Source organism: Desulfosporosinus acididurans, from assembly GCF_001029285.1.
In the GTDB taxonomy this organism is placed as follows: Bacteria; Bacillota; Desulfitobacteriia; order Desulfitobacteriales; family Desulfitobacteriaceae; genus Desulfosporosinus; species Desulfosporosinus acididurans.
Genome location: NZ_LDZY01000007.1, coordinates 212,517 through 228,933, shown reverse-complemented (window position 1 = coordinate 228,933; position 16,417 = coordinate 212,517). Strand labels below are relative to the sequence as shown.

The following is a 16,417-nucleotide window of genomic DNA, read 5'->3' as shown; positions in this document are numbered from 1 at the left end:
CTTGACAGCACAATTGATTTGTTTTTATCAGACCTTGGAAACACGCCGTCCTCTCCTCATCCAAATTACATGCTGGCTGATGTCCACAGTGACGGTATGCAGTGGTTGGAGACTGCTTATGTATCTGGGCGTAGAGAACACCCTGTACTACTATCTTTTGATTACCCTCCAAGTTCTTTGTTTCCTTTATCTATATTCCGGCTCTGTGGCGAAAAAACTGTTCGTGTACTTTGCCACCTGGCAGATAGCCACCTTCGTCTCCACGCTCTGCGGAGACATTGCGGGGCTGCTGTCGCTGGGATATAACGAGGGGCTGGTCGCGCGGTATATTCTCTATTTTATTTCCTGTCTGATTCTATTGCAACTGTACATTTTCTCCGCCCGGGACTTTGTACGCAAGTACCTGGCAATGCTGGCCCGCAACAACCATATCTTTGCCCTCTATCCGGTGCTGGCATTTGTCGTTTTCTCCGTGCTTTTTAGCCCAATCGAAGCAGGCGCTGCCGTCGATAAAGTAATCTATATGCTGCTCTTTGAAGCCATGATCATTTTTACCTATTACCTATTGTTCAGGCAAATCGAGGCGATATATAACCGCACCTTGATCGAGAGCCGGCTGGCCTCCACCGAGCAGATGGTTCTGCTGCAGAAGCGGTATTATGCCCAGCTGGAAAGCAACACCATCCAACAGCGCAGCATGATGCACGATACCCGTCACCACCTTGTGACCATCGCCTCCCTGGGCAAAAACGGAGAGTTCGCCGAACTGCTGCGGTATGCATACGAACTGATTGAAAAGTGCGATGCCACCGTTTCCCGGTGCTTCTGCCAAAATTCTGCCGCCAACGCTATATTGTCCGGATACATCGAGCGGGCAGAGCAACGAAACATATCCGTGTCAGTGGATATGGAGCTGCCGGAGAATATCGGCATCAACCGGTACGATCTGTGCACGGTTCTGGGCAACTGCATCGAAAATGCCATTGAGGCTTGCCAGCGGATATCGCCGCACAGTCCCCTATACCCTAAGCGGTATATTGATATCCGGGGCAGACGGGACGGGGACAGATTAATTCTGCGCATAAAAAACGCCTGCGACACCGCAGGGAGCGGGCATCTCAGTCTGGTGTCCAGCAAGGGGGCTGTTGGAGGCATAGGCCTGCAAAATGTCCTCAGCGTCGTGGAACGCCACCGCGGCAGCATGAGCACAGAGTTTGGTGACAACTGCTTTACCTTTTGCGCCGTTATGTGCGACAGCGAAGACGGGGAGGAACCCGGAGAAATTCCTGCGTCTTAGCCAGGAAAAGCTCCTGTTGGATCACTGGTCTGAGATTTCAAAGCTCTTATCAAAAGGCCAAAAAAACTATCAATCAAAAATACAGGCTAAATTCGCTGTGCGAGCTTTAGTCTGTATTTTTCAATATTTAAGACCTAGCCAGCAATTTAGCTTTTTTATGATTCCAACCGATCATAATTGAAGAATTCGCTTTGTATGTATTATATCTACACTATTTACTTAATTTAACTCTACTGAGGATACGTCTCCCCTTACCCCACAATTTCAGATTCCTATTCAATTGCGCATTTTCTATGAGCTGCTAAAAACTAATTCAGTTCTATACTTCAGAAGATATAGCCCTTTCAATAAAAGCCTTACCATTTCTCGTTGAGTTGTGAAATAGTTTCTCAGTCGCCTTACTAAGAACAGCTGCATGATATTTGATGCAATAAATATTAAATGAAGTACGGCTTCTACTGCCTTTCCGCCGTGTACAAAACAATGTTCTAAACCACATTCTTTTAAATTATTGAAAATTGAAAAAAGACCCCCGCCAGCTAAGGCAGAGGCCAAGAAAATAGGGTTCATGGGACAAAATTGTGAATCTTTTATGCTCAAAAACAGCATATTACATTAAATATGTTCCCTTGGACGCAGTCTTGACACATTCTTGACATTTTTAGCCTATTTCAAAAATATCCCAACCTCGAAACCCTTGCCACAGGCGGCTTTCAAAATGTAGGTGTTTTCAAACTTACCACGGTCTCAACGTGCCCGGAGTTGCCAAATCGGCTCGGTAGAAAACACATTGTTGCAACTACTTATATTTGAACCAAAATATTCTACATTGGATTTTACCGTAAAGTTTAGATTACTTTCTACAACAATGTTTTCGGTTGAAATATCTCTCCAACCTACCAATGATCAGCCTGAAATATAAAGTTCATAGCTGTCACACTTAAGCAATTTATTGAATGACCACAAAAAGGTTTCCCGGCATGATGCTCTACTCTTGTTCTTGAATAAAGTTATCATCAATTTTATTTATTATCATTTTATTTAATGCATCACTGGCTTCTAATACGCTCTGAGTATCTATATTGAGCTTTACATTAGGTAAACTGATCGTAGAAATTAATTTAGCATGTACCTCGGGATCTATTTTGATTGAAGTCGAAAGCTGACTAAGTCGAAATATAATTTTAGGATCTATCTTCGGAGTATCAAATGTGATTTTATGTAGATTTAGTTGTATCTTAGAAATATTCTTGGTAATTTCCTTTATAGCAGGTGTCATATTTTCAAGAATCTCTTTATAAAATAACGCCGTTGCCCCCGAGAACACACTTAAACTTTCATCTATATCAATTTTGTTAAATCTCCTTACTTCAATGTCATGAATAGCTCTGTCTATTTGTCTTAACAGCCTATTTATTAACCGATTGCAATTATCATAGTCTCCTTTATAAAAGTATTTACTATGTGCTACGCAATTTCGGTAGAATCTAATCGCTTCTAAGTTTGTTTGTAAATTGGATATTTGAATACTACCTTCAAAGAATCTTTCCCACAAGCACCTAGGACGACATTTATCCAAAATTTTAATAATCTCTTCCTTGGTTTTTTTGTTAATCTCTGCTTGACTCAAATCGTTGTCTATAACAGTATTACTGTCAACTTCCCTATATGGGGCAAAAAGATAGGTCTCGAGCTGGAAAATCGTCATTTCATATAGTGCTCTTTCAATCAAATCGCTTTGCTTTTTCAGCCCTTTTGTTGCCATTTCTTCCTTCAATTCATTTGAAATAGTTGAATCATACCATTTTGCGCCAAAAGTTTTGACTAGAATGCTAAAGATTAACTCTCTAATTTTTCGCTCAAACAAATTAAACTTAGGATAAATTTTGTTGCAAAAGTATAAAGATATGCCGTCAAACGAAAGTATAATATTGTAATCCTTTCTATGTGATCCCTTCGTCAGTAAATTGTTCACCTCATTTAACACTCTTGCACATTGAAATGGAGTCCCCTCTATCTCTATAGATAAATAGGCTGTGTCACCATTTCTGTTACACGAGTATTTGTATTTTACGAAATAAAGTTTTTTACCCATATCAATGCTGAAGGAACAATCTGTAACGTTAGAAAATAACACCTTAAACATTCCTTCAAATGGAGCCTGGTAAACAACTTTATCGATATCTTCACTACTCGTACTGATATTTTTCCTTAAATATATATATTTAACTTGCAAAAGCGACACACTAATACCCTCCTGAAATGTTCGCTAAGCCACCTTAAGTTTTCAGCTCCTATCAATTCGTTGCGTGAACTCAAATCGAATTCATTTAGGTGATCCTCTTTCTTTCGCCGTGCAATGTACTCTTCAATAGATAACATTGTTATCACCCCAAGCCCTTAACTTTAAGTATTGGTATTAAACCTTAGTCAACCCAAATCGATTTTAAGCGTTGGATACATTCATTTTGTCTTTTATCAATAGTCAAAGGGGTCCAATCATTATAGCTTAGGATTTCTTTTGTCAAATCAAAATCTGTTATCCCTTTTTGATAATACGATATCTTCTTTTCATTAAAAGGTCTATTATTTGCAGAAGAGTTTTTCTTTCTACTTAGTAAGACTAAATTGCCAATTCTGTTAGTGTATACCTCACGTTGATCACTATTAAACTTGTGCTCCCACTCGCCTCCTTGAGTGGGGTTTTGTGGAAGCACATGTTCAATACTAATAGTACCTGCATATGACTTCTTAATATTCGAGTTTTCTGATAAAAAAATATCAAGTCTAAGCAATATGTATTTACAAAAATTCCTTTGATAGAAGTAATTATCTGTAAATGTAACTTCCAATTCCTTTTTTATATTTTTTACATTAAAATTTGGATGATTTATTATTTCAACAGCATTTGTATTTTGTTCTATTATCTGTAGTGCTTTATTCATTTCAACTATACGTTCAGTTGGTGTTAGACCTCTAACCCAATTAGTTACAACTTTTTTCTCAAGTTGCTTTAAGAATGGAAGAAAATAGTTTTCTTGAGGAAATTTTAATGCAAATGCAATGAAAGGTGGAATCCATTCGGAAATTTTCAAATGATCACGCATCAAAGTCATAAGGTTAAAAAACATAACACTATCTTGCTGGTGACATATCTCCGCGTTTAATACTTTATCCTTGTATACATTAGCCACACGATTTAGATGTTCGATAAATCCTTTTCCTTTAATACTCCTATTTTTATTGTATATCATTTCAATATACTCTTCATATATTGATTTTCGTGCCTTTTCTTTAATAAAAATCGTTCTAATAAATCCAATCAATTTATCTAATTCATCACGGCCAAGTTCGTCCTCGATAGTCTCCCAGACTCTCTGATAATATTCTCGTTCCCGTTCAACGATAACTGAAAGATTTTCACTCTTAAGTAAATCAGACGTTGTTAACTCCAAGCCTCTAGCATTTAGAACAGAAAATAGTCTAAATGCCGACGTCAAATCACTAGTCTTTACATAAACTAAAACTGTTTTATTGAGTAAAAACTTAATAAATTCATCTAATAATTCTTGGTCAATATTCTCTTTATCAATCTGGAATTTTTTAGAAAATACTTCAATTGCATTAACAACCTTTTTTTGAGAGTCTGTAAGTTTAATTCCTTCTATTGAACGCTTTGTTCCACCCATCTCTAAAACATGCTCTTTAAAAAACTGTTTATCTTTATCACGTACTTTTAAGCGAACGTTTTCCGACTTGTTTTCATATTCATTAGGCTCCTGATAAATTTTACTATGAAGAACACGCTTAGCAGATTGAGAACTTGATAGGTCCCTCATCGTTGCCATTAAAATTGTTAACGTAGTCAGTCTTTGTTGTCCATCAACAACGTCATAAAAACCACTATCGTCTGATTCTAGTGATTTCGTCTGCATAATAATGCTCCCAAGAAAATACGCCTCTTCTTCATTTTCCAGGGCTTCATATAAATCATCAAATAATTGATTAAAATTGTCTTCTTCCCAAGAAAATGGTCGCTGATATCCCGGTATATTAAACAAAAATTTTGAATCAAAAAGATCCTTTAGAACAATTTCCTTTGCTTCAATTGCATTCACCACGATTGTTCTCTCCTCTATCTAACAATTACTTACATATAATTCTACTAAAAGTGATAATATCCTCTGTCAAATTCCTTCTGTCACTTTAATTTTAAAAGCTATTTATTATTCCAATACCTCTCTAACCTCCACACCCACTTTAAACATAAACACCACCTCGACTATCGACAAAACCTTAACCTTCTCAATCAACCTTCTAAACAAATCTCCATCAAACTTATCCAGTGGCTCGCCATTCCTAGCATCTAGATAATCCTTGAATTTCTCCACCTTACTCTTCCGCCATCCTCCCTCTGCTTCAGCATTCTTCAAGCCAACCCTACGACCCCTCATAATTTCAATCTCGTGTACCACTCTTGCATATTCTTCATTATCGGTTCCCAAATTTCTTACCACACTCATCAACTTTTGCTGGAGTTCTTCCAACTTGGCATCAATTTCCTCAGTCCCACCCACACAATCACCGGTTTCCTCAATCAAAAATGCCTCCTTCCCACTAATGACTTTGTTCATTGCTCGTACGAAGGCTTTCTCTAAATCCTTCTCCCTAATTGATTTCATTCCACAAGATTCCACTCCATTGATTTCCCGGTTAATACACCGCCACAAGTACTTTTTATTTTTACCACTCCCCCATGTTTGGCGACTGAATTTTGATCCGCAGTTTTGGCAAAAAAGTTTACCTGAGAAGGGGTATTCGCTGGTAAAAGAACTCTTTCCTGTCTTAGAATACCCCCGCATATTTGCCCGCCTCTCAAATTCCGCCTGCACCGCAGCAAACTCTTCCTTAGAAACAATAGCTTCATGGCTATCCTCGACATAATACTGGGCAGCATGTCCAGTATTTTTCACACGCTTCTTTGACAAGAAATCGACCGTGTAGGTTTTTTGGAGCAGCGCATCGCCCATGTACTTTTCATTTTTCAATATACCAATCACCGTGCTATCATACCACTTTGTACCGCCTGCACCTGTGATTACTCCATTTTTTTGAAAATTACTGGCTATTTTATAGGGGCTTTTGCCATCCAAAAACTCTCGATAAATCCGGCGAACTGTCTCAGCTTCCTCGGGTGCTATAATTAACTGGCCCTGTTCATCCTTGGTGTACCCGAGGAATTTATTATGGTTGACCAAGACCTTACCTTCTTGAAATCTGTAACTTATACCCATCTTAGTTATCTGAGACAAATTGGAACTCTCTTCTTGGGCCAAGCTTCCGAGCAAAGTAATCAGAAATTCTCCCTTACTATCGAGCGTATTGACACTCTCTTTTTCGAAGAAAATAGCAACGCCCTTCTCCTTGAGTTGTCGTACATATTTCAAAGTGTCGAGAGTATTCCGAGCGAATCGACTGATGGATTTGGTAATCACCATATCAATCTTCCCGGCCATACATTCGTCAATCATGCGATTGAAACCCTCTCGTTTCTTAGTATTCGTGCCACTGATTCCTTCGTCAGAGAAAATTTCAACGAATTCCCAAGCTGGATTGTTCTGAATATAAGAAGTATAATGTTCGACCTGCGCCTGATAGCTGGATAATTGCTCTTCGTTATCAGTTGAAACCCGGGCATAAGCACATAATCTAAGTTTGGCTGTAGCCTCTAAACCTTTCAACTCTTGCATTGGTTTTGCCGGAATTACTGTTACTGTTGCCATTATAAAAGCCCCCTTAGAAAATATCGTGTCCTCGCTTCAAGGTGTAAGTTTCCTCGAAAGCAAGGCCATTTTTTAATTGCAATATTAATTTGGTTCGTTCCTTGACTACTATTTTCTCGACTAACTTACCGTATAGGTCATCGCTGAATTCTGTGATGTTCCTTCCCTGTACCTCTAGTATGGTTTCAAGCTCCAAAGTTCTGGCTACTCTGTTATCTCTCTTGTTGATTTCAGCCATCCAATCGGATCGTTCTGTTTGAAGTTGGGTTAAGGTTTTAACCAGTTCTTCGTGTTCTGATTTAACTAGATTGTGGTCTGCATAACCTTTTTCTTCTATTAAAAAGAGCGCCCGTTCTTGTTTGATGAGTTTCTCAATTTTCTCATCCAACTTCGCGATGCGCTCATTATCTAACTCAGTTAACTTTTCTCGTTCCATCTTTGCCTTATAATCTCCTAGCAGCTTGGCTCGTTGGTTATAAAGCTGGTTAAAAATCTTTACAAACAATCCTTTAATCGTGTCTTCCTTAATCCTCCCTACCCCACAAGAATTTTTCCTTCCTATTATATATGTGCTGCAAATCCAGCAAACTGACTCCGCTACCGTCCCGCAATTATCTATATGCCTTTTAAATGTATTTCCACAATTGCTGCAGATAATAGTTCCTGTTAAAGCATATCGATTTGTGTATTTCTCTCGATTACCCTCAATATTGCCTTTTGATTTGGCCCGTGCCTTCATCAATTCCTGGACTTTCTCAAAATCCTCTCGGCTAATAATAGCTGGGTGACTATCTTTCACATAGTACATTGGGGCTTCGCCAGAATTTCTCTTCCTATTATATAGGGCCGTTGTTATGGTTTTTTGCAGGCGTGCGTCTCCGGCATACTTCTCATTTTTCAAAATATCGCGGATGCTTGATTCGGCCCATTTAACCCTCCCGGAGATATTATTAATTTCATCAGCTTCAAGTCCCTTAGCTATTCGGGAAGCACCCAGACCGGAAAGATAATTTTTAAAGATTCTCCTGACAATGGCGGCTTGATCCTCGTTTATTATTAGATCTCCCTCTCGGTCTTTATCATAGCCAAGGAAGCGTTTTGTGTTAACTGAAAACTTACCTTTCTTAAACCGGCGTTGATTACTCCAATGCATGTTTTGGGAAATGGAGGCAAGTTCTTCTTCGGCTACTGAGCTCAGAATGCTAAGCATTAGTTCGCTTTCGGTTGTTAAAGTATTGATTTGTTCCTTTTCAAACTGGACAGCAATCCCAAGAAGTTTAAGTTTACGGACAGTTTCCAAACAATCAGCTGTATTCCTAGCGAAGCGTGATATTGATTTAGTAATAATCAGGTCAAACTTCTTATTCTCAGCATCCTGAACCATCCTCATAAACTCTGGTCGTCTTGCTGCGTTCTTACCGGATATACCATGGTCACTATAAATGCTTGAAAAGGTCCATTCTGGATTGCTATTTATATAAGAAGTGTAATGCTGGACTTGAGCAAAAAAGCTTTCTTGCTGCTCGGCTTGATTGGTTGAAACACGAACGTAAGCACATACTCTAAGCTTTTTGAAAGGCTCATTGAAGACTGGCGCTTTCTCAATGGTACGTATTTTCTTTATGTTACTCATCTCCTTCATTAGCAAGGCTTGTGGGAACATATTGGGAGTAAAAAAATATCCTACGCCCGATGGTTATCCGGTGTAGGACATGATAGCTCTTGTATGGTGTCTATTGCAAGTCAATATTTAATAAGAGTTTTGTTAAATGGGTCTTTAGCAAACCAAAGCTTGTCTAATATTAAATCCGATAATTTTTAGATTAAGTTAAGAAATTTAAGGATAGTATCAGCAGATAAGCCGATATTATCCATCATTATTATATGCAACTATGCCATGTTTCACATAAAAAACACCCTCAACAGAAAGTGCTTTGTACTTAGCTAAAGTTACATGTTTTCTACAAACTGTATACTGACACCATTGGGGTCCTTAACATAGAAAAATTTGATATTGGGATTAGGTTGAAAAGGTCCACTGTCTACTTCCAGTCCTTTTTCTTTTATAAATTTAATCTTTTCATCAACTGCTTTAACTTCAAAACCTAAAGAAATACCCTCAATATTATCATTCTTTACTTTATAGCTTGGACCGCAAATAAGTTCAACTTTTGTTTCTCCGTCACCTAAAAAAGAAATCTCGACTCCTGGCTCCACAGTAAATCGTCTGCTAATTGAAAGCTCTACAATTTCTTGATAAAACTTTAACGATTCTTCCATATTCTGAACCGCAATTGTGCACCAGCAAAATTTCATAATTCCACTCCTTACCGCTTATCTCATTTAATTTAACTGCTATATTCCATTTCCAGTGCTATAAAAATTCTTAAAAAAGCAAACTACTCTGGGCTAACAACGACGGAAACAGCTTTTAGTTTGTTGTAAGACCTCCGTCAACTGGAAAAATCCCTCCCGTAATCCATTTTGCCTGTTCTGATGCAAGAAAAACTGCCATATCTGCTATGTCTTTCGGCTCCCCGATTGTTTGCAACGGATAAATGGAGGTAATCATTGCGTTGAAACGGTTTTTTGCTTCATTATCGAGCCGTTCCATATTACTCTCAACTTGAGGCGTAGCAACAGTACCGGGTGCAATCGCATTAACCCGAACGCCCTGCGGGCCTAATTCAAATGCAAGGGCTTTGGTGAAAGATTCTATAGCCCCTTTTGTCATGGAATATGCTGTCGATGGTCTATCCGGCAGCATCCTTTTGGAAAAATAAGATGAAATATTAATCACATTTCCCTGAGAATCAATTAGATCATGTAGGAAAGCTTGCGTCAGTAAATAAGGAGCTTTCACATTCAAATTTAGGTGATAATCCAATGCCTGGATATCCGTACTCGAAAAAGGGATAAACCGAGCGATACCAGCATTATTTACAATAATGTTAATTTTAATATTTTTTGAACGAACTTGTTCGACAATCTCAGAGATAGAGTCTTTGTTACTAATATCCGCCGCAAGAGTGTGAACAGTTACATCATATTGTTTTAATAATTTTTCCTTATGACCCAATTTTTCTTTATCTCTTCCAATAAGAATCAGATTTGCTCCTTGCTCGGCAAAAGCTGTAGCAGTTGCAAAACCAATTCCATCACTTCCTCCTGTTATAATAGCTGTTTTGTTGATTAACAAATTCATACTACCTACCTCCTAAAATTATCATAAATTTTCTTCTCTAGTAGGTAGTATAAAATACGGATAAAAAGCTCTCATTAACATAGGTTAAAATCAATGGATTTTTTTATTCTTGATAGGGTAACATTGGTAACGCCAAGATACGAAGCCAGATGGTAATCAGGTATTCTTCCGACAAGGTCGGAATATTCAGTGCAGAAATGTCTAAACCTCTCTGTCGCCGAATTTGAAAGAAATTCATATTCTCTACGGAACTTATCCTCTACAAATAATTCAACATAAGGTAAAGCAAACTTTTCCCAATAACCATGACGAGTTAACCAGGAATAAAAAGATGAAAAATTGCAAACTGATACTGTAACAGTTTCTAAAGCAGATACGTTGAAGAGACTATTATTCTTACGGGCCGAAGGAGCAATCGGCCATAACAATTGGTTCTCCCAGAAGAAACCCTTATTATAATCCTGCCCTTCTAAATTCGTATAAAAAAGTCTAATAATACCTTTATGGATAAAGAAAACTTTATCCCATTTATCTCCGGCTTTGACAAGCATTTCGTTGTGACTATATTCCCTTTTAACAAATAAATTCAAAAGTTCTATCAAAATATTTTCATCAATATTGTTAATACTATAAAAAATCTTTTCTTTTAAGAATTCTTCCAAAGCTTTTTTTTCATAATCTATCAAATTATTCTCCCCGTTCTTAAAATAGTGATAATCTTACATTACATTTTATAAATTTAAATTCAAGTAAACGCCATCGAGGTCATCTAGCATTTTCCCTATATATCTGTGCGTAATCGAAGGGATTGAATGATTACCTCAATTGAAAATCCAGATTCCCTAGTTCTTACAATAATATCTTCGTCCAGGTCCATTGCTATACCAGCTATTTCAAGGAAATTCACCTTTAAGTTTACTCCTTAGGTCCTATAACCAACATTGCTAAGTTCACCAAACCTAATTCCCCATATTCACCCTAATTTCCTTCTGACAGGCAATGCCAGAACACGTAATCAGTTGTCATGTACCATATTACATTAACTCTATAAAAATTGACCATATTTACCACTTATGATGAGTCCGATAATGGCTACTATGACAAGTTTCAAGTACATCCACTACTCAAAAAACGCCAAATTCAGGCATGAGTGCCAATTTTGGCGTTTTCTATTCTAGCCTTTTGAGCGTTTCTTAGACGAACGATCATCTTCTAAATTCTCCATATTGCTTTGATTCTCTAGAATGTTGACATCTAGAAAACTACTGGTATGAAACTGGGTGTTCGTCCTGTGAGGACTCTCTATATCAATAAGCCATATAATTTAAATTGAATTAAAAGGCCGCCACAATAATTAAACCGTATAATATCCCATATTACGGTAACCATAAAACAAATATTAGGAGGTGATCCTATGACCTTTAAAACAAGCTTTTCTAAGATGTTATCATACATTGCCAAAAGTGATCCCTTATCCTATTATTTATCAGCAATTTAGCTTTTGTAGGATTCCAACCGTTCTTAATTAAAGAATTCTCTTAGTATGTATTATATCTACATTATTTACTTAATTTAACTATACAGAGGATACATCTCCCCTTACCCCAAAATTACACTTCATTTTTAATTGCCTAATCTTTATGAGCTGCTAAAAACCAGTTCTTCTTTATACTTCATTAGATATAGGCCTTTTAATAAAAGCCTTACCATTTCTCGTTGAGTTGTCAATTGGTTTCTCAGTCGCCTTACCAAAAATAGCTGTGTAATATTCGATGCAATAAAGATCAAATTGAGCACTGCTTCTACGGCATTCCCACCGTGCACAAAACAATGCTCTAAACCACATTCACTTTTCAGGTTGTTAAAGATTGAGTTCTCTATATCCCAACGTGCTCTAATTATTTTGAACAAGGTCTTAAGCGCCATATCCTTACATGTCGTTACGATCTTAATCTGTGTGCGCTTCTTGTCCTTATGTTTCATTGCAAATTTTACAAAACGTAACGGTTGCTTAACATTGTCCATCGTAAATATTGACTCATAAACTTCAACTTTCTCAAATCCTCTTTCATCTTCCCAAACATCGACTGAGTCTAACTTGTTCGTCTTCTTTTTGACGAACCGCAAACTATTATTATGATTGTTTTTTGCCCTGACAATGGTATCGATACCAAGATTTCTACAGTGGTTAATCCAAACGGAATTACAGGCGAGAGCATCATAAACAACAACATCCATTAAGTTCTTATGGCTCTTCATGGTGCTTGAAAGCAGCCTTTTCGCAACGTTCAGCTCACCCTCATCCTTTGATTCAGAATCTTCTCCGGGCCTGTACATTTCAAAGCCAATCACCAGTTTGGGACCTTTACCTACTATTGATATGACAGCGCCACTATGGAAACTATGGATCTTATTGCCTTTGGTATTTTTCAAGCATTCTGGACAGTTTTTCTTATTACTACCGAAGAATTTTGTGCCATCGATTGCGACCACGGTATTTCCATCAATCGTTCCATTGTCGAAAACTTTATTCTCAACGGCTGTTTTTACGACGTTTTGATTAACTTGTTTTAGCCCTTCGAGGTCTAGGACCTTCAGCGTATCTCTAATGGCATCAATTTGCGGCAGCTTAGTTCCTCGGGGAAACAGTTTACTAAACTCATGATTCTTTATCATGAAATTTAGTTCATTAAAGCTTTTTATCCTAAGTAAGAAGCCAAAAAGTACAGGTGAAATTACTTGACCCGTGCTGTAAGTCGGGTTAACTCTTCCGTCAGACAGTTTATTCAGACCACGATCAATCTGATAAACATTCTTCATGTAGTTTACCAATTTTACAAAGTAGTTCTTTCGCATTTCATCCTCTCTTCCAATCTGATTTTAGCAGGAAGCAAGAGAGAGAAAAAGTCCGAATTTGATACACTTCTGAAATCTGTAATATTACCAGTGAGATCAATGGTTTAATTGTGCTAGAGGCTAAACTGCTGGAACAGATGCGCATTGTTGCTAAAATCGAAGAGCTGTTGCCATACATTGACCGCTATGAAAAAGCGTGGAGCAAGCTTGAGGACTTCAACAAGCGTTTCCCGACCGATATGAAGAAATCCATCCTACAAATGGCAATTCAAGGAAAGCTGATCGAGCAGCGCCCCGAGGAAGGCACAGGCGAGGAACTGTATCAGCAGATTCGAGCCGAAAAACAGCGGCTCATCAAAGCTGGAACAATTAAAAAAGAAAATGCTCTGCCGGAGATAGCAGAGGACGAAAAATTGTTTGATATTCCCGATACCTGGATTTGGGTGCGATTGAAGGATCTCACGGAGAATATTGGTGATGGTATTCATGGAACCCCGAATTTTGATTCCACTGGAAATTACTATTTTATTAACGGCAACAATCTCGATAACGGAAAAATTATTTTAAAAGCTGACACTCAAAGAGTTGGGTTTGACGAGTATGAGAAATATAGAAAACCTCTGACGCTCACAACCGTTTTGATCTCAATTAACGGTACCATAGGTAACATTGCGTATTATAATGACGAACCAGTGATTCTTGGGAAAAGTGCTTGCTACATAGCTTTAATTAAGCTCATGTACAAGGAATATATTCACATTCTATTAAGTAGTCAGTTTTTCCTTGACTATGCAGTAAGCAAAGCAACCCAGACAACGATAAAGAACGTGTCATTGAAGGCAATCCGCATGCTACCTGTCCCGCTCCCGCCCCTCGCTGAGCAAAAACGTATTGTTGCCAAGCTGGAAGAAATTCTCCCTTTGTGTGAGAAACTGAAGTGAAATCCATTGTTGTACAGCGTGGTGTGTTGTTTCGCATCGTTCTACAAATTTAAATACCAACTAAACACAAAAGGCTTTGGTACAGTGCCGAAAAGGTCCCGTAATATCGGGCTTTCTGCTGTGTCGAAGTCTTTTTTCTCGAATAGACACCCAACATCTTTTATCCTTAAACCGTCGTACGATGGTTGGCGTATCGATCTTGTATCGGAGACGAGTGGGCCTACACACCCCTCTAGTTAATCGGTGTGCGACGCGCTATAAGTAAAAATCCAGAGCAACACGCCCTGGATTACATTCCTGCAAAGCCGTTTAGATTATTTGGTTCTAACCCTGCTCTCACAGGTGGGCATTTTCATCTACCTTTAGTCTTCCCCTTGCTTGGAGGCCTGACATAATCAGTAAGTTTATCAAATTCCCGAAATTTCATATAAAAATCAAATCTTCGCAGGTTTAAGGAAGTTCATTATAACCAAGTTAGGTTTAAAAAACATTAGGAAAGTTATGGTTAATTTAGAACGTAGCCCACACAGTTATCCACCACACCGCAAACGCATAAAACGCTCCGGTGGGATTTGACGGAATACAGTAGACAATTCTTCAGATATATTTGTGACAGTTGATTTTCTTGTTGAGCTACAAAATACCTCAGCAAAATTACAACTCCTTGACACTCACAGACTTATAAATCTGTAGAAGATATAACATCGAAATATTTATCCTCAGAAATAACAAATATAAGGCACTTTTCATGCTTGCTCCTTTGTAAATGTGCATAACGTAAAGCTGAGTTGTATCTAGCTCCCCTTGCAGGATCACCTTTTTCACTTGCCTGGCCATCTAAAATAACACCAATGGCATAACACTCTCCATTAGAATTAGTAAGTATTGCTCCATCAATTTCGGAGATACAATTAACTAATGCTGCATTCATCCTTTGCGGTCTAATAGTTATTGCCGACGTGCTTAAACGGTTAGCCTCCTCTTTTGCATTGTTTGCCACAACCAGCATGGAACCCTTCTTTTGTTGTTTAATATTATTTACCATTTCCATAATTAAACTTGTATCTACTTGTTCATTTACAAACGTAGACTCTATTTTTTGTAGTAAGTCATTATCATTTTCATTCCTGCTAGGTAAAAATGCTTGCATATTTGAACATGAAATTAACTCTTTTCCGCCTATTAGAACCCTCCAACTAAAGTAACTCGAAAACTCAACTGAAATATGTTCATCTTGAAGTACTGGTATCTTACAAAAATAATGTGCTTCATAATTTTCATCAAGGACTAAAAAGTAATCTTGTTTGCACATTTGTAAAAGTTTCCTGATATTTTTATAGTCATTTAGCTTTACAGGTTTTATTAGTTCAAACATTTCATCATTTTTGTCTGGTTTTAGAGTATCTTCAATATTTTCTTTGATAAATAGCAATTTACCACAATTAAATGAACCTTCATATTTAAAAGTAGATATTATATTTATATGATCAAAGCAAGCGTATAAGAAATTATTAGCATTTCTAGCTGAACGGCGAAAAATCTCATCATAATTATTTTCTTGCCAATTATGTATCCACTTGTACTTAATACATTCTATAAATGGATGAATTTTACCATTAAAAAACAAATTGTCTTTGTATTTATTTTTATTAAATTCAATTAACGCAAAATGATAATGTGAGTGCAAAAGATCTTTGATTTTTAGCATATCCGTATATATTTCCGAATTACTACACCAATACTCTGAAGTTGGGCCAAGATCCTTAAAAGTATTTGTTATTAAACTTGAAATTTCCAATGTAATCCTTTCGTCTTTAATGTCATGAATGAATTGTGTATTTAATCTATTCAAGATTTTATTATCTACTTTTGGTGACAAATCATGTTCGGGGTAAATATAAAATTCAGGTTCTGAACCTTTGTCTTGATAAAGGTAAATATCAATCGTATAAATTCCTAAAATTGATTTACTAAACAGATTATCCTTGGATATTTTTTTAAATTCTTTTTGGATTTTTTCCTTGATTTCAGTATGCTGCCTGTTTCTTCGTTCGATAATTTCAGAATCAAAAGCAAACATTTCTCTTCACTTCCGTTTTAGTTTTTCGCCAATAAAGTCCTCATAGCGACCCATTTCTGCAATTCTTCCCTTAAGATCTTTCCACAAAAACTTAATAATTCCTTCGGTAATTATAGCTCGGCTTCGACATTTTTCCCCCGGTTTAGGCGCCTGTAAAAATATAGGTTCCTTTATTCATACGGGTTCCAGGTCTTATCCACAGGCACATTTCTTAAAAATATGAATATTTCGCTGACTGCGTGCAGTCATCTCGGA

Annotated in this window: 12 protein-coding genes; 2 read left to right on the top strand and 10 right to left on the bottom strand. The window is 37.4% G+C overall.

Going from position 1 to position 16,417, the window contains the following annotated elements; translation table 11 throughout:
• Positions 1–118 precede the first annotated feature (118 nt).
• Entirely contained in the window at positions 119–1,297 is a 1,179-nt protein-coding gene (locus tag DEAC_RS11805; RefSeq protein WP_047810252.1) for a sensor histidine kinase, read from the top strand.
• Positions 1,298–1,588: 291 nt separating this feature from the next.
• On the opposite strand, the gene DEAC_RS11800 is transcribed toward DEAC_RS11805, so the two are convergent.
• From DEAC_RS11800 to DEAC_RS11760, 9 genes are all read right to left on the bottom strand, one after another.
• A complete protein-coding gene (locus tag DEAC_RS11800) occupies positions 1,589–1,897 on the bottom strand; it encodes a hypothetical protein (RefSeq protein WP_200903125.1) in 309 nt (102 codons plus the stop codon).
• Positions 1,898–2,285: 388 nt separating this feature from the next.
• Complete coding sequence (locus tag DEAC_RS11795; protein ID WP_047810250.1) at positions 2,286–3,542, bottom strand: hypothetical protein; 1,257 nt, start codon at positions 3,540–3,542, stop codon at positions 2,286–2,288.
• A 181-nt stretch (positions 3,543–3,723) separates the two neighbouring features.
• On the bottom strand, positions 3,724–5,418 hold the full coding sequence (locus DEAC_RS11790; RefSeq protein ID WP_047810249.1) for a DUF262 domain-containing protein: 1,695 nt from the start codon (positions 5,416–5,418) through the stop codon (positions 3,724–3,726).
• A 105-nt stretch (positions 5,419–5,523) separates the two neighbouring features.
• Positions 5,524–7,080 carry a recombinase family protein gene (locus DEAC_RS11785; RefSeq protein WP_047810248.1) on the bottom strand — a complete coding sequence of 519 codons (1,557 nt, stop codon included), beginning with the start codon at positions 7,078–7,080 and terminating at the stop codon, positions 5,524–5,526.
• Positions 7,081–7,093: 13 nt separating this feature from the next.
• On the bottom strand, positions 7,094–8,713 hold the full coding sequence (locus tag DEAC_RS11780; protein WP_161796449.1) for a recombinase family protein: 1,620 nt from the start codon (positions 8,711–8,713) through the stop codon (positions 7,094–7,096).
• Positions 8,714–9,030: 317 nt separating this feature from the next.
• The gene (locus DEAC_RS11775; protein WP_047810247.1) at positions 9,031–9,396 is read right to left on the bottom strand and encodes a VOC family protein; all 366 of its coding nucleotides are present in this window, start codon (positions 9,394–9,396) and stop codon (positions 9,031–9,033) included.
• Between the two features lie 115 nt (positions 9,397–9,511).
• Positions 9,512–10,285: an SDR family NAD(P)-dependent oxidoreductase gene (locus DEAC_RS11770; RefSeq protein ID WP_047810246.1), complete on the bottom strand. Its 774-nt coding sequence runs from the start codon at positions 10,283–10,285 to the stop codon at positions 9,512–9,514.
• 74 nt (positions 10,286–10,359) lie between these two features.
• Positions 10,360–10,971 (bottom strand): Crp/Fnr family transcriptional regulator, encoded by a 612-nt coding sequence (locus DEAC_RS11765; RefSeq protein ID WP_047810245.1) that lies wholly within the window; start codon positions 10,969–10,971, stop codon positions 10,360–10,362.
• Positions 10,972–11,923: 952 nt separating this feature from the next.
• Positions 11,924–13,141: a transposase gene (locus tag DEAC_RS11760; protein ID WP_047810244.1), complete on the bottom strand. Its 1,218-nt coding sequence runs from the start codon at positions 13,139–13,141 to the stop codon at positions 11,924–11,926.
• 110 nt (positions 13,142–13,251) lie between these two features.
• Here DEAC_RS11760 and DEAC_RS23870 point away from each other — a divergent pair, with 110 nt between their 5' ends.
• On the top strand, positions 13,252–14,082 hold the full coding sequence (locus DEAC_RS23870; RefSeq protein WP_200903124.1) for a restriction endonuclease subunit S: 831 nt from the start codon (positions 13,252–13,254) through the stop codon (positions 14,080–14,082).
• Positions 14,083–14,761: 679 nt separating this feature from the next.
• On the opposite strand, the gene DEAC_RS11750 is transcribed toward DEAC_RS23870, so the two are convergent.
• Positions 14,762–16,162 carry a DNA integrity scanning protein DisA nucleotide-binding domain protein gene (locus DEAC_RS11750; RefSeq protein ID WP_047810243.1) on the bottom strand — a complete coding sequence of 467 codons (1,401 nt, stop codon included), beginning with the start codon at positions 16,160–16,162 and terminating at the stop codon, positions 14,762–14,764.
• Positions 16,163–16,417: the final 255 nt, after the last annotated feature.

Excerpts from the sequence above, each read along its gene's own strand:
- DEAC_RS11805 (WP_047810252.1), top strand. The coding sequence starts at position 119 with ATGTATCTGGGCGTAGAGAACACCCTGTACTACTATCTTTTGATTACC.
- DEAC_RS11785 (WP_047810248.1), bottom strand. The coding sequence starts at position 7,080 with ATGGCAACAGTAACAGTAATTCCGGCAAAACCAATGCAAGAGTTGAAA.
- DEAC_RS11780 (WP_161796449.1), bottom strand. The coding sequence starts at position 8,713 with ATGAGTAACATAAAGAAAATACGTACCATTGAGAAAGCGCCAGTCTTC.
- DEAC_RS11775 (WP_047810247.1), bottom strand. The coding sequence starts at position 9,396 with ATGAAATTTTGCTGGTGCACAATTGCGGTTCAGAATATGGAAGAATCG.
- DEAC_RS11770 (WP_047810246.1), bottom strand. The coding sequence starts at position 10,285 with ATGAATTTGTTAATCAACAAAACAGCTATTATAACAGGAGGAAGTGAT.
- DEAC_RS11760 (WP_047810244.1), bottom strand. The coding sequence starts at position 13,141 with ATGCGAAAGAACTACTTTGTAAAATTGGTAAACTACATGAAGAATGTT.
- DEAC_RS11750 (WP_047810243.1), bottom strand. The coding sequence starts at position 16,162 with ATGTTTGCTTTTGATTCTGAAATTATCGAACGAAGAAACAGGCAGCAT.